This is a genomic window from Streptomyces resistomycificus, assembly GCF_001514265.1.
GTDB classification, from domain to species: domain Bacteria; phylum Actinomycetota; class Actinomycetes; order Streptomycetales; family Streptomycetaceae; genus Streptomyces; species Streptomyces resistomycificus.
Genome location: NZ_KQ948997.1, coordinates 150,678 through 171,215, shown reverse-complemented (window position 1 = coordinate 171,215; position 20,538 = coordinate 150,678). Strand labels below are relative to the sequence as shown.

19 protein-coding genes are annotated in these 20,538 nt (G+C 72.9%); 8 read left to right on the top strand and 11 right to left on the bottom strand.

Translation table 11 applies throughout. The features are described from left to right. Positions 1–52 precede the first annotated feature (52 nt). From AQJ84_RS28360 to AQJ84_RS28335, 6 genes are all read right to left on the bottom strand, one after another. Positions 53–1,477: a lysine N(6)-hydroxylase/L-ornithine N(5)-oxygenase family protein gene (locus tag AQJ84_RS28360; protein WP_030039476.1), complete on the bottom strand. Its 1,425-nt coding sequence runs from the start codon at positions 1,475–1,477 to the stop codon at positions 53–55. Further along, positions 1,474–2,841 (bottom strand): pyridoxal phosphate-dependent decarboxylase family protein, encoded by a 1,368-nt coding sequence (locus AQJ84_RS28355; RefSeq protein ID WP_030039475.1) that lies wholly within the window; start codon positions 2,839–2,841, stop codon positions 1,474–1,476. The genes AQJ84_RS28360 and AQJ84_RS28355 overlap by 4 nt, the downstream gene beginning before the upstream one ends. 213 nt (positions 2,842–3,054) lie before the next feature. Next, positions 3,055–5,556: an aminopeptidase N gene (pepN, locus tag AQJ84_RS28350; RefSeq protein WP_059198882.1), complete on the bottom strand. Its 2,502-nt coding sequence runs from the start codon at positions 5,554–5,556 to the stop codon at positions 3,055–3,057. A gap of 56 nt (positions 5,557–5,612) precedes the next feature. After that, a complete protein-coding gene (locus tag AQJ84_RS28345) occupies positions 5,613–6,164 on the bottom strand; it encodes a response regulator (RefSeq protein ID WP_030039472.1) in 552 nt (183 codons plus the stop codon). A 141-nt stretch (positions 6,165–6,305) separates the two neighbouring features. Next, the gene (locus AQJ84_RS28340) at positions 6,306–6,656 is read right to left on the bottom strand and encodes a chorismate mutase (protein ID WP_030039471.1); all 351 of its coding nucleotides are present in this window, start codon (positions 6,654–6,656) and stop codon (positions 6,306–6,308) included. Positions 6,657–6,667: 11 nt separating this feature from the next. After that, positions 6,668–7,558 carry a helix-turn-helix domain-containing protein gene (locus AQJ84_RS28335; protein ID WP_030039470.1) on the bottom strand — a complete coding sequence of 297 codons (891 nt, stop codon included), beginning with the start codon at positions 7,556–7,558 and terminating at the stop codon, positions 6,668–6,670. Positions 7,559–7,648: 90 nt separating this feature from the next. Here AQJ84_RS28335 and AQJ84_RS28330 point away from each other — a divergent pair, with 90 nt between their 5' ends. Together AQJ84_RS28330 and AQJ84_RS28325 are read left to right on the top strand one after the other, a co-directional pair. Further along, the gene (locus AQJ84_RS28330; RefSeq protein ID WP_030039469.1) at positions 7,649–9,424 is read left to right on the top strand and encodes a glycoside hydrolase family 35 protein; all 1,776 of its coding nucleotides are present in this window, start codon (positions 7,649–7,651) and stop codon (positions 9,422–9,424) included. A 38-nt stretch (positions 9,425–9,462) separates the two neighbouring features. Continuing rightward, positions 9,463–10,344 carry a hypothetical protein gene (locus tag AQJ84_RS28325; RefSeq protein ID WP_053191277.1) on the top strand — a complete coding sequence of 294 codons (882 nt, stop codon included), beginning with the start codon at positions 9,463–9,465 and terminating at the stop codon, positions 10,342–10,344. Between the two features lie 236 nt (positions 10,345–10,580). Here AQJ84_RS28325 and AQJ84_RS28320 read toward each other — a convergent pair whose 3' ends face one another. Then, positions 10,581–11,498 carry an SDR family oxidoreductase gene (locus AQJ84_RS28320; protein WP_030039466.1) on the bottom strand — a complete coding sequence of 306 codons (918 nt, stop codon included), beginning with the start codon at positions 11,496–11,498 and terminating at the stop codon, positions 10,581–10,583. A gap of 1 nt (position 11,499) precedes the next feature. Continuing rightward, on the bottom strand, positions 11,500–12,252 hold the full coding sequence (locus AQJ84_RS28315) for an SDR family oxidoreductase (protein WP_225877173.1): 753 nt from the start codon (positions 12,250–12,252) through the stop codon (positions 11,500–11,502). A gap of 83 nt (positions 12,253–12,335) precedes the next feature. Between AQJ84_RS28315 and AQJ84_RS28310 the strand changes: the two genes are divergently transcribed. Genes AQJ84_RS28310 through AQJ84_RS28295 form a run of 4 tightly spaced genes read left to right on the top strand, consistent with a single transcriptional unit; the run spans position 12,336 to position 15,707 of the window. Beyond that, positions 12,336–13,091 (top strand): enoyl-CoA hydratase family protein, encoded by a 756-nt coding sequence (locus AQJ84_RS28310; RefSeq protein ID WP_030039464.1) that lies wholly within the window; start codon positions 12,336–12,338, stop codon positions 13,089–13,091. Next, complete coding sequence (locus AQJ84_RS28305; protein ID WP_053191274.1) at positions 13,088–13,936, top strand: CoA transferase subunit A; 849 nt, start codon at positions 13,088–13,090, stop codon at positions 13,934–13,936. Before AQJ84_RS28310 ends, AQJ84_RS28305 begins: the two co-directional genes overlap by 4 nt. Beyond that, entirely contained in the window at positions 13,933–14,649 is a 717-nt protein-coding gene (locus AQJ84_RS28300) for a CoA-transferase subunit beta (RefSeq protein ID WP_053191272.1), read from the top strand. The genes AQJ84_RS28305 and AQJ84_RS28300 overlap by 4 nt, the downstream gene beginning before the upstream one ends. After that, the gene (locus AQJ84_RS28295; protein WP_030039461.1) at positions 14,649–15,707 is read left to right on the top strand and encodes an NAD(P)H-dependent flavin oxidoreductase; all 1,059 of its coding nucleotides are present in this window, start codon (positions 14,649–14,651) and stop codon (positions 15,705–15,707) included. The genes AQJ84_RS28300 and AQJ84_RS28295 overlap by 1 nt, the downstream gene beginning before the upstream one ends. Here the strand turns inward: AQJ84_RS28295 and AQJ84_RS28290 are convergent. Genes AQJ84_RS28290 through AQJ84_RS28280 form a run of 3 tightly spaced genes read right to left on the bottom strand, consistent with a single transcriptional unit; the run spans position 15,691 to position 18,298 of the window. Beyond that, entirely contained in the window at positions 15,691–16,848 is a 1,158-nt protein-coding gene (locus AQJ84_RS28290) for an acetyl-CoA C-acetyltransferase (RefSeq protein WP_030039460.1), read from the bottom strand. The genes AQJ84_RS28295 and AQJ84_RS28290 overlap by 17 nt on opposite strands. Before the next feature lie 34 nt (positions 16,849–16,882). Further along, complete coding sequence (locus AQJ84_RS28285) at positions 16,883–17,494, bottom strand: TetR/AcrR family transcriptional regulator (protein ID WP_030039459.1); 612 nt, start codon at positions 17,492–17,494, stop codon at positions 16,883–16,885. Positions 17,495–17,509: 15 nt separating this feature from the next. After that, on the bottom strand, positions 17,510–18,298 hold the full coding sequence (locus AQJ84_RS28280; RefSeq protein WP_053191270.1) for an SDR family oxidoreductase: 789 nt from the start codon (positions 18,296–18,298) through the stop codon (positions 17,510–17,512). Between the two features lie 59 nt (positions 18,299–18,357). Here AQJ84_RS28280 and AQJ84_RS28275 point away from each other — a divergent pair, with 59 nt between their 5' ends. Next, the gene (locus AQJ84_RS28275; RefSeq protein WP_030039457.1) at positions 18,358–19,497 is read left to right on the top strand and encodes an acyl-CoA dehydrogenase family protein; all 1,140 of its coding nucleotides are present in this window, start codon (positions 18,358–18,360) and stop codon (positions 19,495–19,497) included. Then, the gene (locus AQJ84_RS28270) at positions 19,497–20,531 is read left to right on the top strand and encodes an acyl-CoA dehydrogenase family protein (RefSeq protein ID WP_053191268.1); all 1,035 of its coding nucleotides are present in this window, start codon (positions 19,497–19,499) and stop codon (positions 20,529–20,531) included. The genes AQJ84_RS28275 and AQJ84_RS28270 overlap by 1 nt, the downstream gene beginning before the upstream one ends. Positions 20,532–20,538: the final 7 nt, after the last annotated feature.

Here is a 20,538-nt window from a genome sequence, read left to right as displayed (position 1 = left end):
CACGGCGTCGGCGACGGGTTTCGTGCCGGCGCCGTGGACGTGTCGGGTGTGGTCATCTTCCGTCGGTGAGGGGTGTGAGGGCCGGGGTGGCCTTCCGGGCCTGCGGGACCCTCGGTGGGTGTGGGTCCAGGCCGAAGGTGGTGAAGGCGGTGCGCGTCGGCAGGGGGTAGGGCTCTTTGCCGGTGAGGGAGTTGAGGATGGTGGCGCTGCGCCAGGCGGCGAGGCCGAGGTCGGGGGTGCCGATGCCGTGGGTGTGGCGTTCGGCGTTCTGCACGTGGGCGGCGCCGGTGACGGACGGGTCGAGGACGAGGCGGAAGTGGTCGTCGACGCGGGGGCGGTCGCGGCTGTCGCGGCGCAGGTAGGGGTCGAGGCCGGCGAGGATGCGGTCGAGGGGGCGTTCGCGGTAGCCGGTGGCGAGGACGACGGCGTCGGTGGTGAGTCGGGAGCGGCTGTTCTGCTGGATGTGTTCGAGGTGGAGTTCGACCTTGGTGGTGGCGATGCGTCCGGCGGTGCGGACGCGGACGCCGGGGGTGAGGACGGCGTCGGGCCAGCCGCCGTGCTGGGTGCGGCGGTAGAGCTCGTCGTGGATGGCGGCGATGGTGGCGGCGTCGATGCCTTTGTGGAGTTGCCACTGGGTGGTGACGAGGTGGTCGCGGACGCCTTCGGTGAGGGCGTGGAAGTAGCGGGTGTAGTCGGGGGTGAAGTGTTCGAGGCCGAGCTTGGAGTACTCCATGGGGGCGAAGGCCTCGGTGCGGCCGAGCCAGTGGAGTTTCTCGCGGCCCGCGGGGCGGTTGCGTAGCAGGTCGAGGAAGATCTCCGCACCGGACTGTCCGGAGCCGATGACGGTGACGTGGTCCGCGGTGAGGAAGGTGTCGCGGTGGTCGAGGTAGTCGGCGGCGTGGATGACGGGCACGGTGGGGGCGTCGACGAGGGGTCTGAGCGGGTTCGGTACGTAGGGTTCGGAGCCGATGCCCAGGACGATGTTCCGGGTGTGGGTGCGGCCGAGGGCCTCGGCTTCGCCGTCCGCGTCGAGTTGGGTGAAGTCGACTTCGAAGAGGTCGCGTTCGGGGTTCCAGCGGACGGCGTCGACCTGGTGGCCGAAGTGGAGTCCGGGGAGGTTCTCGGACACCCAGCGGCAGTAGGCGTCGTATTCGGCGCGTTGGATGTGGAAGCGCTCGGCGAAGTAGAAGGGGAAGAGTCTCTCGCGGGCCTTGAGGTAGTTGAGGAAGGTCCAGGGGCTGGCGGGGTCGGCGAGGGTCACCAGGTCGGCGAGGAAGGGGACTTGGATGGTGGCGCCTTCGATGAGCAGGCCGGGGTGCCAGTCGAAGGCGGGGCGCTGTTCGTAGAAGACGGTGTCGAGTTCGGCGAGGGGGTGGGCGAGGGCGGCGAGGGAGAGGTTGAAGGGGCCGATGCCGATGCCGACGAGGTCGCGGGGTGCGTCGGGCTCGTGGTGTGGGGGGTGGGGCGTCGGGCTCATCGGGGTGTGGTTCCTTCCACGAGTTTCAGGAGCCCGGCCAGGTCGTCGGGCCGGATGTGGGGGTTGAGGAGGGTGGCCTTGAGCCAGAGCCGGCCGTCGGCGCGGGCCCGGCCGAGGACGGCTCGGCCGTGGGTGAGGAGTGTGCGGCGCACGGCGGCGACGGTGTCGTCGGTGGCGTGTACGGGGCGGAACAGGACCGTGCTGATGGTGGGCCGGTCGTGGAGTTCGAGGGTGGGGTGGGCGTCGACGAGTTCGGCGAGGGTGTGGGCGTGGGCGCAGACCTGGTCGACGAGAGTGCCGAGGCCGGTGCGGCCGAGGGTTGTCAGGGTGGCGGCGATCTTGAGGATGTCGGGGCGGCGGGTGGTGCGCAGGGATCGGCCGAGGAGGTCGGGCAGGCCTGCCTGGGTGTCGTCGTCGGCGTTGAGGTAGTCGGCGCGCTGGTCGAGGGCGGTGAGGTCGTGGGTGTGGCGGACGGCGAGGAGGCCGGCGGCGACGGGCTGCCAGCCGAGTTTGTGCAGGTCGAGGGTGACGGTGTCGGCGGCGTCCAGGCCGGTGAGCTTCGGGCGGTGGGTGTCGCTGAAGAGGAGGCCTCCGCCGTAGGCGGCGTCGATGTGCAGGCGGGCGTGGTGGGCGTGGCAGAGGGCGGCGATCTCGGGGAGCGGGTCGATGAGGCCGGCGTCGGTGGTGCCTGCGGTGGCGGCGACCAGGTGGGGGCCGGGCAGGGTGTGGAGGGCTTCGTCGAGTGCGGCGGGGTCGAGCGTGCCGGCGGGTGCGGGGACGGCGACGGGGTCGGGCAGGCCGAGCAGCCATGCGGCGCGGGTGAGCGAGTGGTGGGCGTTGGCCGCGTGGACGAGCCGGACACCGGCGCCGCGGGTCTCGCGGGCGAGGAGGAGGGCGAGTTGGTTGGCTTCGGTGCCGCCGGTGGTGACGAGGGCGTCGGGGGTGCCGGTCGGGTAGACCTGCGCGGCGAGCGTCCGTGTCACCCGGGTTTCCAGTTCTGAGGCCGCGGGTGCCTGGTCCCAGGAGTCCAGGGACGGGTTGAGGGCGCTGACGGCGAGGTCGGCGGCCGTGGCGACGGCGAGGGGCGGGCAGTGCAGGTGGCCTGCGCACAGCGGGTGGGCGGGGTCGGCGGCGCCTTCGGCGAGTGCGTGGACGAGGAGTCGTAGGGCGTCCGGGTCGCCCTGGTCGGGCAGTACGTCCCCGACGGTGTCCCGCAGGCGGGCGGCTACGGCGTCGGGGCCGCCGGTGGGCAGCGGGCCGCCGCGGGAGGCGGTGCCGGTGCGGAGTGCGTCGAGCACGGTGTCGAGCAACGGCCGCAGGGCGTCGGGGCCTTCGGGGCCGGAGGCGAGGCGCGGCGTGCTCATGGGCGGTCCTCGGGAAAGCCGGGCAGAGGGAGTTCCAGCTTGTACGTGGATGCGCCGCCACGCCCGAAAAGCCCGGGAAACAGAACCCGAAAGAGGGTACGTCCGTACGGGGAAAACATGTCGGAGCGCGGCCGGAGGAAGACCTCGGCCGCGCCCCGGAACATGCAGAGCTACCGGAACACCCTGAGTGCCCTAAGTGCCCTGAGTGCCGCGTTACGCTCCCCTGACCCGCAAAGCCCGTCCCAGGTCGTCCAGTTGGTCGGCCAGCTTGCGTCGCAGCGCGGGGATCGGCTCGCCCTCGCCCAGGCACTGTTCACCCAGGCGGAGCGTCTCCTCGTCGACGGCGTAGGCCGGGAAGGCCCAGCGGCCGGCGGCCTCGGCGATGGCAGGGCCGCGGCGGGCGGCGAGGGGGACGGCGTCCTGGAAGAAGCGCGGCACGTACTGCCGTACCAGGTCGGCCTGTTCGGGCTGCCAGAAGCCCTGGGCGGTGGCGGTGAAGAGGTAGTTGGAGAGGGTGTCGTCGGTGAACATCGCCTCCCAGGCCCGCTGCTTGGCCTCCGGGTCGGGCAGGGCGGCCCGGCAGCGGGCGGCGCCCTCCTGGCCGCTGGCGCTGGGGTCGCGCTCCAGTTCGGCGGCGATGGCGGCCTCGTCGGTGGCGCCGAGCACGGCGAGCCGGGCGAGGACGCGCCAGCGCAGCTCGGGGTCGAGTTCCGGGCCGCCGGGCACGGTGCCGTCGGCGAGCCAGGCGGCGATGGTGTCGGGGTGGGCGGCGACGTCGATGTGGTGACGTACGGCGATGAGGCGCAGGCCGGGGTGGTCGCCGTCCTCGGTGCGGCGGATGAGGTCGCGGCACAGGGCGTTGAGGGTGGCGAGGGCGTCGGGCCGCTCCTCGGGGGTGAGGTAGCGGTCGGTGATCTGGCCGACGGCGAAGGCGAGGACGCCCTGCACGATCGCGAGGTCGGTCTCCCGCGGGAGGTGGGTGCGGGCGGCCTCCAGGTAGGCGGCGGCGGGCAGTTCGCCGTCGCGGACGGCGTCCCTGAGGGCGTTCCAGACGACCGCGCGACTGAGGGGGTCGGGCAGGCCGGAGAGGGCTGCCTGGACGGTGTCGAAGGAGCGCGGGTCGAAGCGGACCTTGGCGTAGGTGAGGTCGCCGTCGTTGAGGAGGAGCAGGGCGGGGCGCTTGCCGATGGGGTGGGGGGTGGGGTGCGGGACGTCGAGGTCGAGGCGTTCGCGCAGGACTAGGTGGCGGCCCTCGTCGGCGACGTCCTGGTCGTAGAGGCCGACGGCGATGCGGTGGGGGCGGCTGCCGGCGTGGCCGACGGTGAGGGTGCAGGTGCCGTCGTCGCCGGGGGCGACGGTGGGGGTGAGGGTGTCGACGCCGGTGGTGCGCAGCCAGGCGTCGGCCCAGGCGTGGACGTCGCGGTCGGTGCCCGAGGCGAGGGAGTCGATGAAGTCGGCGAGGGTGGCGTTGGCGAACCGGTGGCGGGCGAAGTGGGTGTTGATGCCGGCGAGGAAGTCCTTCTCGCCGAGCCAGGTCACCAGCTGGCGCAGCGCGGAGGCGCCCTTGGCGTAGGAGATGCCGTCGAAGTTGAGCAGGGCGGACGCGGTGTCGGGGACGGCGTCGGGGTCGGGGGCGACGGGGTGGGTGGAGGGGCGCTGGTCGGCGTCGTAGCCCCAGGCCTTGCGGGCCACACCGAACTCGGTCCAGGTGTCGGTGAAGCGGGTGGCCTCGGTGAGGGTCTGGTAGCCCATGTACTCGGCGAAGGACTCGTTGAGCCAGATGTCGTCCCACCAGCGCAGGGTGACGAGGTCGCCGAACCACATGTGGGCCATCTCGTGGGCGATGACCATGGCGCGGGTCTGGCGTTCGGTGTCGGTGACGGCGGAGCGGTAGACGAAGTCGTCGCGGAAGGTGACCAGGCCGGGGTTCTCCATGGCGCCGGCGTTGAACTCGGGGACGAACGCCTGGTCGTAGGAGTCGAAGGGGTAGGGCTCCTCGAACTTCTCGTGGTAGCGGTCGTAGCACTGCCGGGTGATCTCGAAGAGCTCGTCGGTGTCCACGTCCAGGTACGGGGCGAGGGAGCGGCGGCAGTGGATGCCGAAGGGCAGGCCGCGGTGTTCGGTGCGGACGGAGTGCCAGGGGCCGGCGGCGACGGCGACGAGGTAGGTGGAGATCAGGGGGGTGGTGGCGGCTTTCCAGCGGCCGTCGCCGAGGTGTTCGGTGATGCCGTTGGCGAGGACGCTCCAGCCTTCGGGGGCCTGGACGGACAGGTCGAAGACGGCCTTGAGGTCGGGCTGGTCGAAGGCGGCGAAGACGCGTTGGACGTCGTCCATGAACAGCTGGGTGTAGAGGTAGGTCTCACCGTCGGTGGGGTCGGTGAAGCGGTGCATGCCCTCGCCGGTGCGGGAGTAGCGCATGGCGGCGTCGACGCGCAGTTCGTGTTCGCCGGGGGCGAGGTTCTTCAGGGGCAGCCTGTTCTCGTCCAGGGTCTCCGGGTCGAGGGGCTGCCCGTCGAGGGTGACGGAGCGCAGTTCGGCGGGCTTGACCTCGAAGAACGTGTCCGTGTCGTCCTGGTCCGCGCGGACGGTGAACCTGATGACGGTGCGGGAGTCGAAGGTGTCGTCCCCGGTGGTCAGGTCCAGGTCGATGGTGTAGCGGTGGACGTCGAGGAGCCGGGCACGGGTCTGCGCTTCGTCGCGCGTCAGTACGGACATGAACGACATGCTGCCTGATGCCGTCGGCATGGCACAGAGGCGGATCGGTACGCGGCCTATGTCCGGTCCTGTTCGAGCTCCCCGGTGTGCGCCCCCTGTCCGCGCTGGACGGGCACGCGGGTGTCCGGGTGGGGCAGGGCGGGGCGGGCGGGGTGTTCCCCGGCGTCGGCGTGGCCCTTGACCAGGGCGCGTAATTCGCGGACCTCGTGGGCGAGGGCGAGGTGGCGCTGGTGGGTGTCGAAGAGGTAGCGGACCTTGGTGCGCAGTGCCCAGGGGTCGATGGGTTTCATGACGAGGTCGGCGACGCCCAGTCCGAAGGCGGTGGAGGTCAGTTCGTGGTCGGCGCCGAAACCGGTGAGCAGGATGACGGGAATGTGCTGGGTCTGTTCCAGGCGCCGCATGTAGCGGACCACGTCGAGGCCGCTGACGCCGGGCATGCGCACGTCGAGCAGGAGGAGTCCGACCCGGCCGCGCAGGACCTGTTTGAGGGCTTCGTCGCCGCTGGTGGCGCGGGCCAGCCGGTAGCCCAGCGGGGCCAGGGCGCTCTCCAGGGCGTACAGCGTGTCCTCGTGGTCGTCGACGATGAGGATCCTGGCATCCGACGGCATGGCCCGACGTCCCTCCCTCGTGGGCAACCCAGCTTATGCCCGAGGAGCTGACGCGGTGTGCTCGTCAGCTGACAAGGAGTGCACAGCGCAGCATGCCGCTCCCCGGCCCCGGTGTCACGTCCCCGGGGGCCGGGGAGGAGGTCAATTCGCCATGGGCGTAGAACCGTTGACCGCGTCCTCGGCGATGCGCTCGTGGTGCCTGATCACTTCGGCGATGATGAAGTTGAGGAACTTCTCGGCGAAGGCGGGGTCGAGCTTGGCGTTCTCGGCGAGGGTGCGCAGGCGCTCGATCTGCCGGGCCTCGCGGGCGGCGTCGGCGGGCGGCAGCTGGTGCCTGGCCTTGAGGTGGCCGACCTGCTGGGTGCACTTGAAGCGTTCGGCGAGCATGTGGACGACGGCGGCGTCGATGTTGTCGATGCTGTCGCGCAGCCGGGCGAGTTCCGCGCGGACAGCCGGGTCGACGTCTCCGGTGGGGGTGTTGCTGGTGGTCATGGGCGACCACATTACGGGGCGGCCGGGCGCTCGATGACAGGTGGATCCGCGGGGTCCGGGATCCGGTTGCTCCAGCCGCCGGGGACCGTGCGGCTCTGCTGGGCGCGGAAGCGGACGGGTGCGGTGCCGACGCGGCGGGTGAACAGGCGGGAGAAGTAGGCCGGGTCGTCGTAGCCGACGCGGCGGGCGACGGCGGCGACGGGCAGGGTGGTGGTGGCGAGGAGTTCCTTGGCGTGGCCGAGGCGGATGCCGAGGAGGTAGTCCTTGGGGCTGCAGCCGGCGCCGCGGCGGACGGCGGTGCGCAGTTCGGCGGTGGTCATGCCGTGCCGGGCGGCGTGGTCGGCGACCGACAGCGGTCTGCAGGCGTCGCGGGCGAGGGCCTTGAGGACCTGGTCGCCGTCGGGGGCGAGGTCGGCGCGGGCGCGGCGCAGGGCGACGAGGAGTTCGTGGACGGCGGCGCCGGTCTCCACCTCCAGGAGGGGGTTGTCGCGGCGGGCCGCGCGGGTCATGCGGGTGATGACGGCTCGCGGGCCGGTGGCGTCGGACAGGGGGACGACGGGGCGGTCGGGTTCGATGTAGCCGAGTTCGGTGTAGGTGGCGGTGGCGGGGCCGGTGAAGTCGACGAATCCCTCGTCCCAGCCGGCGTCGGGGTCCGGCGCGTAGTGGTGGGGGACGCCGGGGGTGAGCCACAGCAGGGCGGGTGCGGTCACGGTCATGCGGCGTCCGTCGGGGGCGAGGTACCAGCCGGAGCCGGCGCTGATGACGACGGCGACGTGGTGGTCGAGGGTTCGGGGGCCGACGGTGGGCAGGGCGCCGTACTGGAGGCCGACGCCGAGGCAGACGACGCCGAGCCGGTGGTGGGCGGGGCCGGGCGTGAAGAACCGCATCCAGGTGTGGTACATCCGCGTCCCTCCCGGCGGTCGTCGTTGTGTCCAAGCAGCGCCGATCTTTGTCCATGGACGTGATCGACGCCAGGGGTGAGGGTGCGGGGTATGGGCGAGTTCACGGTGGGGGACACGGACTTCCTGCTGGACGGGCGGCCGGTGCGGCTGCTGTCCGGTGCGCTGCACTACTTCCGGGTGCACGAGGCGCAGTGGGGGCACCGGCTGGCGATGTTGCGGGCGATGGGCCTCAACTGCGTGGAGACGTACGTGCCGTGGAACCTGCACGAGCCGAGGCCGGGCGAGTTCCGGGACGTGGCGGCGCCGGGCCGGTTCCTGGACGCGGCGCGGGAGGCGGGGTTGTGGGCGATCGTGCGGCCGGGGCCGTACATCTGTGCCGAGTGGGACAACGGCGGGCTGCCGCACTGGCTGACGGGGCACACGCGCACGCGTGACGAGCGTTTCCTGCGGCCTGTGGAGGACTGGTTTCGCCGGCTGCTGCCCGAGGTGGTGTCCCGGCAGGCCGACCGCGGCGGTCCGGTGGTCATGGTGCAGGTCGAGAACGAGTACGGCAGCTACGGCTCGGACGCGCGGTATCCGGCCCGCCTCGCCGAACTGCTGAGGTCGCTGGGCGTCACGGTCCCGCTGTGCACCTCGGACGGCCCGGAGGACCACATGCTCACCGGCGGTTCGCTTCCCGGCGTGCTCGCCACGGTGAACTTCGGCTCCCACGCGCGCGAGGCGTTCGCGTCGCTGCGCCGGCACCGGCCCGGCGGGCCGCTGATGTGCATGGAGTTGTGGTGCGGCTGGTTCGACCACTGGGGTGGCGGGCACGTCGTGCGCGACGCCGAGGAGGCCGCGGCGACGCTGCGGGAGATCCTGGAGTGCGGGGCGTCGGTCAATCTGTACATGGCGCACGGCGGGACCAGTTTCGCGGGCTGGGCGGGCGCCAACCGGGGCGGCGGTGAGATGCACGACGGTCCGCTGGAGCCGGATGTGACGTCCTACGACTATGACGCGCCCGTCGACGAGTACGGCCGCCCCACGAGGAAGTTCTGGCGGCTGCGCGAGGTCCTCGCCGGGTACGCCGAGGGACCGTTACCCCAGCCGCCGCCCCCGCCCGCGCCGTTGGGCGATCGGGCCGAGGTCCGCCTGGACGGCTTCGCGCCCCTGGCAGCGGTGCTGGAGGCCCGCGGGGGCCCCGAGGTCACGTGTCCCATGCCGCCGACCTTCGAGGAGCTGGGCGTCGACAGGGGGGTGGTGCGTTACGAGGTGACGGTGCCGGGGCCGCGCCGCCCCTACCCGCTGACCGTGCGCGGGCTGCGGGACCTGGCGGTGGTGTACGTCGACGGGGAGCGGGCCGGGGTGCTCACCGAGGACGACGACCGTCTCGGGGAGCCCGTCGCGGGGCACGCGCGCGTGGAGCTGTGGGTGGAGTCCCTGGGGAGGGTCAACTACGGACCGCGGACCGGCGAGCCCAAGGGGATCACCGGGGGCCTGCTGCACGAGCGGCAGTTCCTGCACGGCGTACGCGCGCGTGGGCTGCGTCTGGACGCGCTGGACGACGTCGAGGGCATCGCCTTCCAGGACCCGCCCGGCGATGGCTCCCCCGGCCTGTACCGGGGCACGGTCACGGTCCACGGCCCCGGGGACGCCTGTCTGGAGCTGCCCGGCCGGACCCGTGGCTTCGTGTGGATCAACGGGTTCAACCTGGGCCGTTACTGGTCGGCGGGCCCACAGCGGTCGCTGTATGTGCCCGGGCCGGTGCTGCGGGACGGGACCAACGAGGTATGGGTACTGGAGTTCGAGCAGGGGTCGGCGTCCCCGCCCGCGCTCCGGCCCGTACCGGCGCCGGCGCCCGGCGAAGATCGATCCGCGTCACCGTAGAGTGGAGTCGGGTTTCACGGCCTCCTGGGGGTGCGGGCGTGGCGAACGACGGACCGGTCGAGCACGGCTATCCACATCTGGAGACGGTGCGGGCCGCCGTCACCGCGCTGTACAGGCGGCTGTCCTACGACACCGTGCAGACCTTCGCGACCAGCGTGGCCCCCGCCGACGTCGCGTTCTGCGACACGGACGACCTGTATCTGGGGGCGCAGCGGGTGGCCCGTGAGCTGGTGCGGCACTACCGGCTTCCGGACGCCCGGCTGGTCGTGAGCTTCCGCGAGATGACCCACGCGGCGAACGTCGAACTGACCGCCGGACCCGAGTACTTCGTCGAGCTGAACGACCGCTTCCGCACCCACCGCCGGGACATCGGCGCGGCCCTCGCCCACGAGGTGATGCACGTCTACCTGCACCGGCTGGACCTCTCCTTCCCCGGCACCCGGGAGAACGAGATCCTCACCGACACCGCGACGACGTACCTCGGCGCCGGCTGGCTGCTCCTGGACGCCTACCGGGAGGACGCGGCGTCCTCGCAGAAGCTCGGCTACCTCACCCCGGAGGAGTTCGGCTACGTCCTCGCCAAGCGCGCCCTGGTCTTCGGCGAGGACCCGTCGGTGTGGTTCACCAGCCCGCAGGCCTACACGGCGTACGCCAAGGGCATGGCCCGGGCCCGCCAGGACGAACAGCAGCCCCCGCTGACGGCGGCGGGCTGGGCGGGACGGCGCCGCTACGCCCGCGACCGGCGCCACGCGCCCGGCCCCCAGCCCGGCGTGCCGTACACCTTCTCCCCCGACAGCGGCGGCAGCCTGCGCGTCTCCTTCCCCTGCCCGACCTGTCACCAGCGGATCCGGGTGCCGGTGCGGGGCCGGATGCGGGCCCGGTGTTCGCTGTGCAGGACCGTGCTGGAGTGCGACACCTAGCCGACGACGCCTGACCGCGACGCCTGACCGACGACATCCGGCCGGCGGAACCCGGCCGGAGGCACACGGCGGAACCCGGCCGGAGGCACACGGCGGAACCCGGCCGGAGGCACACGGCGGAACCCGGCCGGAGGCACACGGCGGCACCCGGCCGGAGGCACTCTCCTCCGCGCGCGACGCCGTCGCCGTGCGGAGGAGAGTGCCGCCCATCCCGCCGGCAGCAGCGCGCCCAGCCCTCATCCCACCGCCCCGTACACCGCCGCCGGAGCCTCCGCCTGCGCCAGCAGGTTCAGTGTGGCCACGCCCGCCTCGGCCGGCGTCCAGCGGGCGCCCTTGTCGGTGCTCGGGCCCGGCCGCCAGCCCTCCATGACGGTGATCCGGCCGCCCTCGGCCTCGAAGACCCGCCCGGTGACGCCCGCGCCGGCGGCCGAGCCGAGCCACACCACCAGCGGCGACACGTTCTCCGGCGCCATCGCGTCGAAGCCCTCCGCGGGCGCCGCCATCGTCCGTGCGAAGGTCTCCTCCGTCATCCGGGTGCGGGCGGCGGGCGCGATCGCGTTGACCTGGACGCCGTAGCGTCCCAGCTCGGCGGCCGCGACCAGTGTCAACGCGATGATCCCGGCCTTCGCGGCGCTGTAGTTGCCCTGCCCGACGGAGCCCGACAGACCCGCCCCGCTGCTGGTGTTGACGACCCGCGCCTCGGGCCTGCGGCCGGCCTTCGCCTCCGCCCGCCAGTGCGCGGCCGCGTGCTTGAGGGGCAGGAAGTGGCCCTTGAGGTGGACCCGTACGACCGCGTCCCAGTCGTCCTCGTCGAGGTTGACGAGCATGCGGTCGCGCAGGAAGCCCGCGTTGTTGACGAGGGTGTCCAGACGGCCGTAGGTGTCCAGGGCTGTGCGTACCAGGGACGCGGCACCCTCGGTCGTCGCGATGTCACCGCCGTGCGCGACCGCGTCGCCGCCCGCCGCGCGGATCTCCCGTGCCACCCGCGCGGCCGGACCGTCGTCGTCCGGCGTGCCGTCCAGGCCGACGCCGAGGTCGTTGACGACGACCCGGGCGCCCTCGGCCGCACAGGCGAGCGCGTGCGCCCGGCCCAGCCCTCGGCCGGCGCCGGTGACGACCACGACACGCCCCTCGCACAGCAACGGTCCTCTCATCTCACTCCTCCTTGTTGACGGTCGCGGCGTCGAGATAGGCGGGCCGCTCCCCGCCGCCGTGGACGAGCAGCGAGGCCCCGCTGATGTAGGCCGCGGCGTCCGAGGCGAGGAAGACCGCGGCCTCGCCCACCTCCACCGGGTCCGCCAGGCGGCCCGCCGGGACGGTGCGGGAGACGGCCTCGACGCCGTCCTCGCCGCCGTAGTGCAGGGCGGACAGCTCGGTGCGGACCATGCCGAGGACGAGGGTGTTGACCCGGATGTCGGGGGCCCACTCGACAGCCATCGAACGGGCCAGGTTCTCCAGGCCGGCCTTGGCCGCGCCGTACGCCGCCGCGCCGGGCGAGGGCCGGGTACCGCTGACGCTGCCGATCATCACGACGGAGCCTCTGGCCCGGCGCAGCCGGTCGTACGCGGCGAGGGTGGCGGTCAGCGGGGCGGTGAGGTTGAGTTCGAGGACGCGCGCGTGCCGCTCGGCCTCCGACTGAGCCAGCAGCCGGTAGGGCGTGCCGCCTGCGTTGTTGACCAGGACGTCGACCCGGGCCAGAGCTTCGAAGAACCCGCGCACGGCCTGCGGGTCCCGCAGGTCGAGCGGCGCGAACACGGCTCCCTCGACGGGCTTTTCGGGTGGGCGCCGCGCGCAGACGACGACCTCGGCGCCGGCGCGGACGAACGCCGCCGCGATCCCCGCTCCGACCCCGCGCGTCCCGCCCGTGACGACCACGGCCTTCCCCCGCAGACCGACGCCGTTGTCCACAGGCCCTCCCACCCGGATCCATTCGCTGCTAGCTTCGACCTCGAACCTAACAAACGTTTGGTGGAAAGGTAGCTGATGCGCCCATGGGTGTCTCCACCTCCTCTCCGGAAAAGGGGATTTCCGTCGTCACGGTCGACTTCCCGCCGGTGAACGCCCTGCCGGTGGACGGCTGGTTCGCGCTCGCCGACGCCGTGCGCGCCGCCGGCCGGGACACCGGGGTCCGGTGCGTGGTGCTCATCGCCCGGGGGCGGGGGTTCAACGCGGGCGTGGACGTCAAGGAGATACAGGCGCACGGGCGGCAGGCGCTGGTCGGCGCCAACCGGGGCTGCTTCGAGGCCTTCGCCGCGGTGTACGAGTGCGAGGTGCCGGTGGTCGCGGCGGTGCAGGGCTTCTGTCTGGGCGGCGGCGTCGGCCTGGTGGGCAACGCGGACGTGATCGTGGCGAGCGAGGACGCCACCTTCGGGCTGCCCGAGCTGGACCGGGGTGCGCTGGGCGCCGCGACACATCTGGCGCGGCTGGTCCCGCAGCACCTGATGCGCGCGCTGTACTACACCTCGCGCCGGGCCACCGCCGCCGAGCTGCACGCGCACGGGTCGGTGTGGCAGGTGGTGCCGCGCGCCGAACTGCACACGGCCGCCCTGCGGTTGGCCGGCGAGATCGCCGCCAAGGACGGCGAGCTGATCCGGCTGGCCAAGGCGGCCATCAACGGCATCGACCCGGTCGACGTGCGCCGCAGCTACCGCTTCGAGCAGGGCTTCACCTTCGAGGCGAGCGTCAGCGGGGTGGCGGACCGTGTCCGCGGCACCTTCGGGAACAAGGGCGAGGAGGGGCGTGGGTGAGCGACAAGACGATGACCGCCGAGGAGGTCGTCTCGCGGCTGGAGAGCGGCATGACCCTCGGCATCGGCGGCTGGGGTTCCCGCCGCAAGCCGATGGCGCTGGTCAGAGCCCTGCTCCGGTCGGAGATCAGGGACCTCACGCTCGTCTCGTACGGCGGCCCGGACGTCGGAATGCTCGCCGCGGCCGGTCGCGTCCGCAGACTGGTCACCGCCTTCGTCACCCTCGACTCGATCCCGCTCGAACCGCACTACCGGGCGGCCCGGGAGAGCGGCGCCTTCGAGCTGACGGAGATCGACGAGGCGATGTTCATGTGGGGGCTGCACGCGGCCGCCAACCGGCTGCCGTTCCTGCCGGTGCGGGCCGGGATCGGTTCGGACGTCATGCGGGTCAACCCCGGCCTGCGGACGGTGACCTCGCCCTACGACGACGGGGAGACGTTCGTGGCCGTGCCGGCCCTGCGGATGGATGCCGCGCTGGTCCACCTGGGGCGCGCGGACCGGCAGGGCAACGGTCAGTGTCTCGGCCCCGACCCGTACTTCGACGACCTGTTCTGCGAGGCGGCGGACACCGCGTACCTCTCCTGCGAGCGGATCGTGGACACGGCCGAGCTGACCAAGGAGGCTCCGCCGCAGACCCTGCTGATCAAACGTCACACGGTCACGGGGGTCGTCGAGGCCCCGGGCGGCGCGCACTTCACCTCCTGCGCCCCGGACTACGGCCGGGACGAGGACTTCCAGCGGCAGTACGCGACCACGCCCTGGGCGGACTTCGCCGGGCGGTTCCTCGACGGGGACGAGCAGAGGTACCAGTCGGCCGTACGGGCCTGGTCCGAGGAGCGGTCATGACCGTCACCCGCGCCGAGTACTGCGTGATCGCCTGCGCCGAGGCCTGGCGGGGCGCCGGTGAGATCCTGGCCAGTCCCATGGGGCTGATCCCGTCGATCGGGGCCCGTCTGGCCCGGCACACCTTCGCGCCCGACCTGCTGCTGACCGACGGCGAGGCGATGCTCGTCGGCCCGGACGGCACCGTCGAGGGCTGGCTGCCGTACCGGCAGCACCTCGCCCTGGTCACCGGCGGGCGGCGGCACGTGATGATGGGTGCCAGCCAGATCGACCGGTACGGCAACCAGAACATCTCGTGCATCGGCGACTGGTCGAAGCCCAGGAGACAGTTGCTCGGCGTGCGCGGCGCGCCGGTCAACACACTGAACAACCCGACGAGTTACTGGGTCCCTCGGCACTCCCGGCGGGTCTTCGTCGAGAAGGTCGACATGGTGTGCGGGGTCGGCTACGACCGGGCGGCGGGCGCCCGCCACCACCGCGTCCCCAGAGTCGTCACCGACCTGGGCGTCCTCGACTTCGCCACCCCCGACCACGCGATGCGCCTGGCCTCGCTGCACCCGGGCGTCACCGTGGAGCAGGTCCGCGAGGCGACCGGCTTCGAGCTGGCCGTCCCGGACGAGGTGCCGTACACCCGTGAACCGACGCCTCAGGAGCTGGAGTTGATCCGCGAGGTGCTCGACCCGGTCGGCGCCCGCCTGCGGGAGGTCGGGGCCTGATGGAGACCGCGTTCACCCGGCTCACCGGCGTCCGGCACCCGATCGTGCAGACCGGAATGGGCTGGGTGGCGGGCCCGCGGCTGGTCTCGGCGACGGCGAACGCGGGCGCGCTGGGCATCCTGGCCTCCGCCACCATGACCCCGGACCGGCTGCGGGAGGCGATCCGCGAGGTCGGGTCCCGTACGGACGCTCCCTTCGGCGTCAATCTGCGGGCGGACGCCTCGGACGCCGGCGACCGGGTGCGGATCATGATCGAGGAGGGCGTGCGGGTCGCCTCCTTCGCCCTCGCGCCCTCCCCGGCGCTGATCGCCGAGCTCAAGGAGGCCGGCATCGTGGTCATCCCCTCCGTGGGTGCCCGGCGTCATGCCGAGAAGGTCGCGGCATGGGGCGCGGACGCGGTGATCGTGCAGGGCGGTGAGGGCGGCGGGCACACCGGCGAGGTGGCGACGACCGTCCTGCTGCCGCAGGTGGTGGACGCGGTGTCGATACCGGTGGTGGCCGCGGGCGGTTTCCACGACGGACGGGGTCTGGTCGCCGCGCTCGCCTACGGGGCGGCCGGGGTGGCCATGGGCACGCGGTTCCTGCTCACCTCGGACTCGACGGTGCCGGACGCGGTGAAGGCGCGGTACCTGGCGGCGACGGTGCGGGACGTGACGGTGACCCGGGCGGTCGACGGCCTGCCGCACCGCATGCTCCGTACGGAACTGGTCGCCGCCCTGGAGCGCGCGGGCCGCGCCGGTGCCCTGTTCCGGGCGGTACGGGCAGCGGCCGGCTTCCGCGGGCTGTCCGGGCTGACCTGGCGGCAGCTGGTCCGCGACGGGCTCGCCATGAGGCACGGCAGGGACCTGACCTGGAGCCAGGTCCTGCTCGCCGCGAACACGCCGATGCTGCTGAGGTCGGCGATGGTGGACGGGCGTACGGACCTCGGGGTGATGGCCTCCGGGCAGGTCGCCGGGGTGATCGGCGACCTGCCGTCGTGCGCGGAGCTGGTGGAGCGGATCGTGGCCGAGGCGGAAGGGACCCTGAAGACGCTCGGAGCGCTCAGACCCGCTCGATGATCGTCACGTTCGCCTGGCCGCCGCCCTCGCACATCGTCTGGAGCCCGAACCGGCCGCCGGTGCGCTCCAGTTCGTGCAGCAGGGTCGTCATGAGCTTCACGCCGGTGGCGCCCAGGGGGTGGCCCAGGGCGATCGCGCCCCCGTTGACGTTCACCTTCTCCGGGTCCGCGCCGGTCTCCTTCAGCCACGCCAGGACGACCGGGGCGAAGGCCTCGTTGATCTCGACGAGGTCGATGTCGTCGAGGGACAGGCCCGTCTTCTTCAGGGCGTGGGCGGTGGCCGGGATCGGGGCGGTCAGCATCCGGATGGGGTCCTCGCCGCGCACGGAGAGATGGTGCACGCGCGCGCGGGGCCGCAATCCGTGCTCCCGCACCGCCCGCTCCGAGGCCAGCAGCATGGCGGCCGCCCCGTCGGAGACCTGCGAGGAGCAGGCCGCGGTGACGGTGCCGCCGCCGATGACCGGTTTCAGAGCGGCCATCTTCTCCAGGGAGGTGTCCCGGCGCGGACCCTCGTCGACGGCGACCTGACCGTGGGCCACGATCTCCCGCTCGAAGCGCCCCTCGTCGATGGCCCGCAGCGCCCGCCGGTGGGAGCGGAGCGCGAACTCCTCCTGGTCCTGCCTGCCGATGCCCCACTTGGCGGCGATCATCTCGGCGCCGGCGAACTGGTTCACCGCCCGGTCTCCGTACCGCGCCCGCCAGCCCTCGCTGCCCGCGAACGGGCCCTCGTGGAACCCCAGGGGCTCGGCCGCCTGCCGGGTCGCGAAGGCGATCGGGATCTGCGACATGTTCTGCACACCCCCGGCCACGACCAGGTCCTGCGTCCCGGACAGCACGCCCTGCGCCGCGAAGTGCACGGCCTGCTGGGAGGAGCCGCACTGCCGGTCCACCGTCACGCCGGGCACCTCCTCCGGCAGCCCGGCCGCCAGCCAGCAGGTCCGCGCGATGTCCCCGGCCTGCGGTCCCACGGCGTCGAGGCAGCCGAAGACGACGTCCTCGACGGCGGCCGGATCCACCCCGGCCCGCACGACCAGTTCCCTGAGCACGTGGGCGCCCAGGTCGGCCGGGTGGACCCCGCTCAGCCCTCCCCCGCGCCGCCCGACGGGCGTACGGACCGCTTCGACGATGTAGGCCTCGGCCATGGCAACTCCCTCACGTAAGGGGTACTTGAAAGGGCTATTCGCGTACGGCGATCCCGTCCAGCACCATCGACAGGTACTGCCGGGCGATCTCCTCCGGGCTGTGCTGTCCGCCGGGCCGGTACCAGGACGCGGCGACCCACACCGTGTCGCGCACGAACCGGTAGGTGAGCCGGACGTCGAGGTCGGCCCGGAACACCGCGGCGGCGACCCCGCGCTCCAGCGTGGACAGCCACGCCTTCTCGAACTTGCGCTGCGACTCGGCGAGGAACGCGAATCGCTCCTGCGCGACCAGCTGCTTGCTCTCCTTCTGGTAGATCGCGACGGCGGCACGGTGCCGGTCGATCTCCCGGAACGACTCGGTGACCAGCGCTTCGAGGGTCTCGCGTGGCCCGAGCCCGCCGTCGAGGACGCTGTCGTAGCCGTCCCAGAGCTCGTCGAGGAAGGTCCGCAGGATCTCCTCGAGCATCGACTCCTTGGAGTCGAAGTGGTAGTAGAGGCTGCCCGCGAGCATGCCCGCGTGGTCCGCGATCTTGCGCACGGTGGTGGCGTTGTAGCCCTGGTCGGCGAAGACCTCGGCGGCGGTTTCGAGGAGTTCGCGGCGGCGCGCCGGAGCGGCGGTCACCTGGGGCTTCTTCTTCGTAGACACGGATCCATTGTGGTCCTAGGCGTGCTGGCCGCTGACGGACACCACTTCTCCCGTCATGTACGAGGAGTAGTCCGACGCCAGGAAGACGATCACGTTGGCCACCTCCCACGGCTGGGCGTACCGTCCGAAGGCCTCGCGCGTGGTCAGTTCCGCCAGCAGCGCTGGGGTCGTCACCTTCACGAGGTGCGGGTGCATGGCGAGGCTCGGCGACACGGCGTTGATCCGCACCCCGTACTCGGCGGCCTCCATCGCCGCGCACCGGGTCAGCGCCATGACGCCCGCCTTCGCGGCCGCGTAGTGCGCCTGCCCGGGCTGGGCGCGCCAGCCGACGACGGAGGCGTTGTTGACGATCACACCGCCGGCGCCGCCGTCCCGGAAGCGCCGCAACGCCGCCCGGACGCATCGGAACGTGCCGTTCAGCGTCACGTCCAGCACCTTCGACCACTGCTCGTCGCTCATGTCGGCGAGCGTCGACGTGCCGCCGAGACCGGCGTTGTTGACGACGACGTCCAGCCGGCCGTGTTCCCGTACGGCCGCGTCGAACAGCGCACGCACCTGTGCCTCGTCGGTGACGTCGCAGGGGACGGCCGTCACCGCGCCCGGGAAGTCCCGGCCCAGCTCGGCCTCGTGCTCCTTGAGCCGGCGCGCGTGCGCGTCGCTGATCAGCACGCGCGCTCCCTCCTCCAGGAAGCGGCGCGCGGTCGCCCCGCCGATGCCCGCGCCGGCCGCCGCGGTGATGACGGCCGTGCGCCCGCCGAGCAGTCCGTGCCCGGGGACGTAGGCCGGAGCCTCGACGTCTGTCATGGCAGCACGCTAACCTACCAAACACTTGTTAGGGAAGGTCAGGGAAGGAGAGCGGCTCCGTGGACCTCACCCACTCCCCCGCCGACGAGGCGTTCCGCGCCGAGGCCCGCGCCTGGCTGGACGCCCATACTCCGCCCGTCCCCCTGCCCTCCCTGGAGACCGAGGAGGGTTTCGCGGCGCACCGCGCGTGGGAGGCCGAACTCGCGGCCGATCGCTGGTCGGTCGTCAACTGGCCCACGGAGTACGGCGGCCGGGACTGCGGCCTGATCCGCTGGCTGCTCTTCGAGGAGGAGTACCACGCGGCGGGCGCGCCCGGCCGGGTCGGCCAGAACGGCGTCAGCCTGCTGGCGCCGACCCTCTTCGAGCACGGCACCGGGGAGCAACGCGCGCGCGTGCTGCCCCCGATGGCGACCGGGGAGGTGATCTGGGCGCAGGCCTGGTCGGAGCCCGAGGCGGGGTCGGACCTGGCCTCCCTGAGGTCCAGGGCGGTGCGCACGGCCGGCGGCTGGCTGCTGAGCGGCCAGAAGACGTGGTCGTCGCGGGCGGCCTTCGCGGACCGCGCCTTCGGCCTGTTCCGCAGCGACCCGGACACGCCCGGACCGCACCAGGGGCTCACCTACCTGATGTTCGACCTGCGTGCGCAGGGCGTCACCGTCCGCCCCATCGGACGTCTCGACGGCAAGCCGGCCTTCGCGGAGCTCTTCCTGGACGAGGTGTTCGTGCCCGACGACGACGTGATCGGCGAGCCGGGCCAGGGCTGGCGTGTCGCCATGTCGACAGCGGGCAACGAACGCGGGCTGACGCTCCGCTCCCCCGGCCGCTTCCTCGCGAGCGCCGCACGTCTGGCCGGCCTCTGGCAGGCGCGGGGCCGCCCGCAGGACTCGGCCGACCGCGTGGCCGACGCCCTCATCGGCGCCCGCGCCTACCAGCTCTTCACCTACGCCGCCGCCGCCCGCTTCCTCGACGGCGCGTCGACCGGCCCCGAGTCCAGCCTCAACAAGGTCTTCTGGTCCGAGTACGACATCGCGCTGCACGAGACGGCACTCGATCTCCTCGGCGCGGACGGCGAATGGGCGGACACCGGCTGGTCCGAGGGCTATGTCTTCGCCCTCGCCGGCCCCATCTACGCCGGCACCAACGAGATCCAGCGCGACATCATCGCCGAGCGCCTGCTGGGCCTGCCGAAGGGACGCCGCTGATGCGTTTCCTCCTCGACGCCGAGCAACAGGCGTTCGCCGCCTCCCTGGACGCCATGCTGACGGCCGCGGCCACGCCCGCGGCGGTTCGGGACTGGAGCCGGGGTGCCCCGGCGAGCGGCCGAGCGCTGTGGCGGCGCGTCGCAGAGGCGGGCGTGTTCGCGCTGGCGATACCGGAGGCGTACAAGGGGCTGGACCCCCGGCCCGTCGAGCTCGCCGTCGCTTTCGTGGAGCTGGGACGGCACGCGGTGCCGGGACCGGTGGTGGAGACCGTCGCCGCGGCCGCCCTGCTCACCGCGCTGGACGACCCGGGTCCGGCCGAACGCCTGCTGCCCGCGCTCGCTTCGGGCGACGCGACGGCGACCCTGACGCTGGGACCGTACGCGCTGGACGCGGACACGACGGACGTACGCCTGACGGTGTCCGGGCCCACCGCACCGGCCCGCCCGAGCGAGGTGCCCGGACCGGCGGCGCCGGCTCCCCCCACCGAACTGCGCCTCGCCCCCGCCCCGGGGGCCCCGCCCCGCCCCTGCCTCGACCCCGCCCGACGGCTCTTCGCCCCGGCACCCGGCGGGGAGCTCCTGGCCACCGGCGCGCACGTGGCGGCCGCCTCCGCCCAGGCCCTCACCTGGGCCCGCCTGGCCACCGCCGCCCAGGCCCTCGGTGTCGGACTCGCGCTCCTGGACCGGACCGTCACCCATGTCAGGCAGCGCACCCAGTTCGGTGTCCCGGTCGGCTCGTTCCAGGCCGTCAAGCACCGACTGGCAGACGCGAAGATCGCGTTGGAGTTCGCACGCCCGCTGCTCTTCGGCGCCGCCCTGACGATGACCGAGCAGGACGTCGCCGCCGCCAAGGTCACGGCCTGCGAGGCGGCGTACGCCACCGCCCGGACGGCCCTTCAGCTGCACGGCGCGATCGGCTACACGGCGGAGTACGACCTGTCGCTCTGGCTCACCAAGGCCCGCGCCCTGCGCGGCGCGTGGGGCAGCCCGGCACAGTGCCGGGCCCTCGTCGTCGGTGGTGACCGCCGCTGGTGACCCGGCA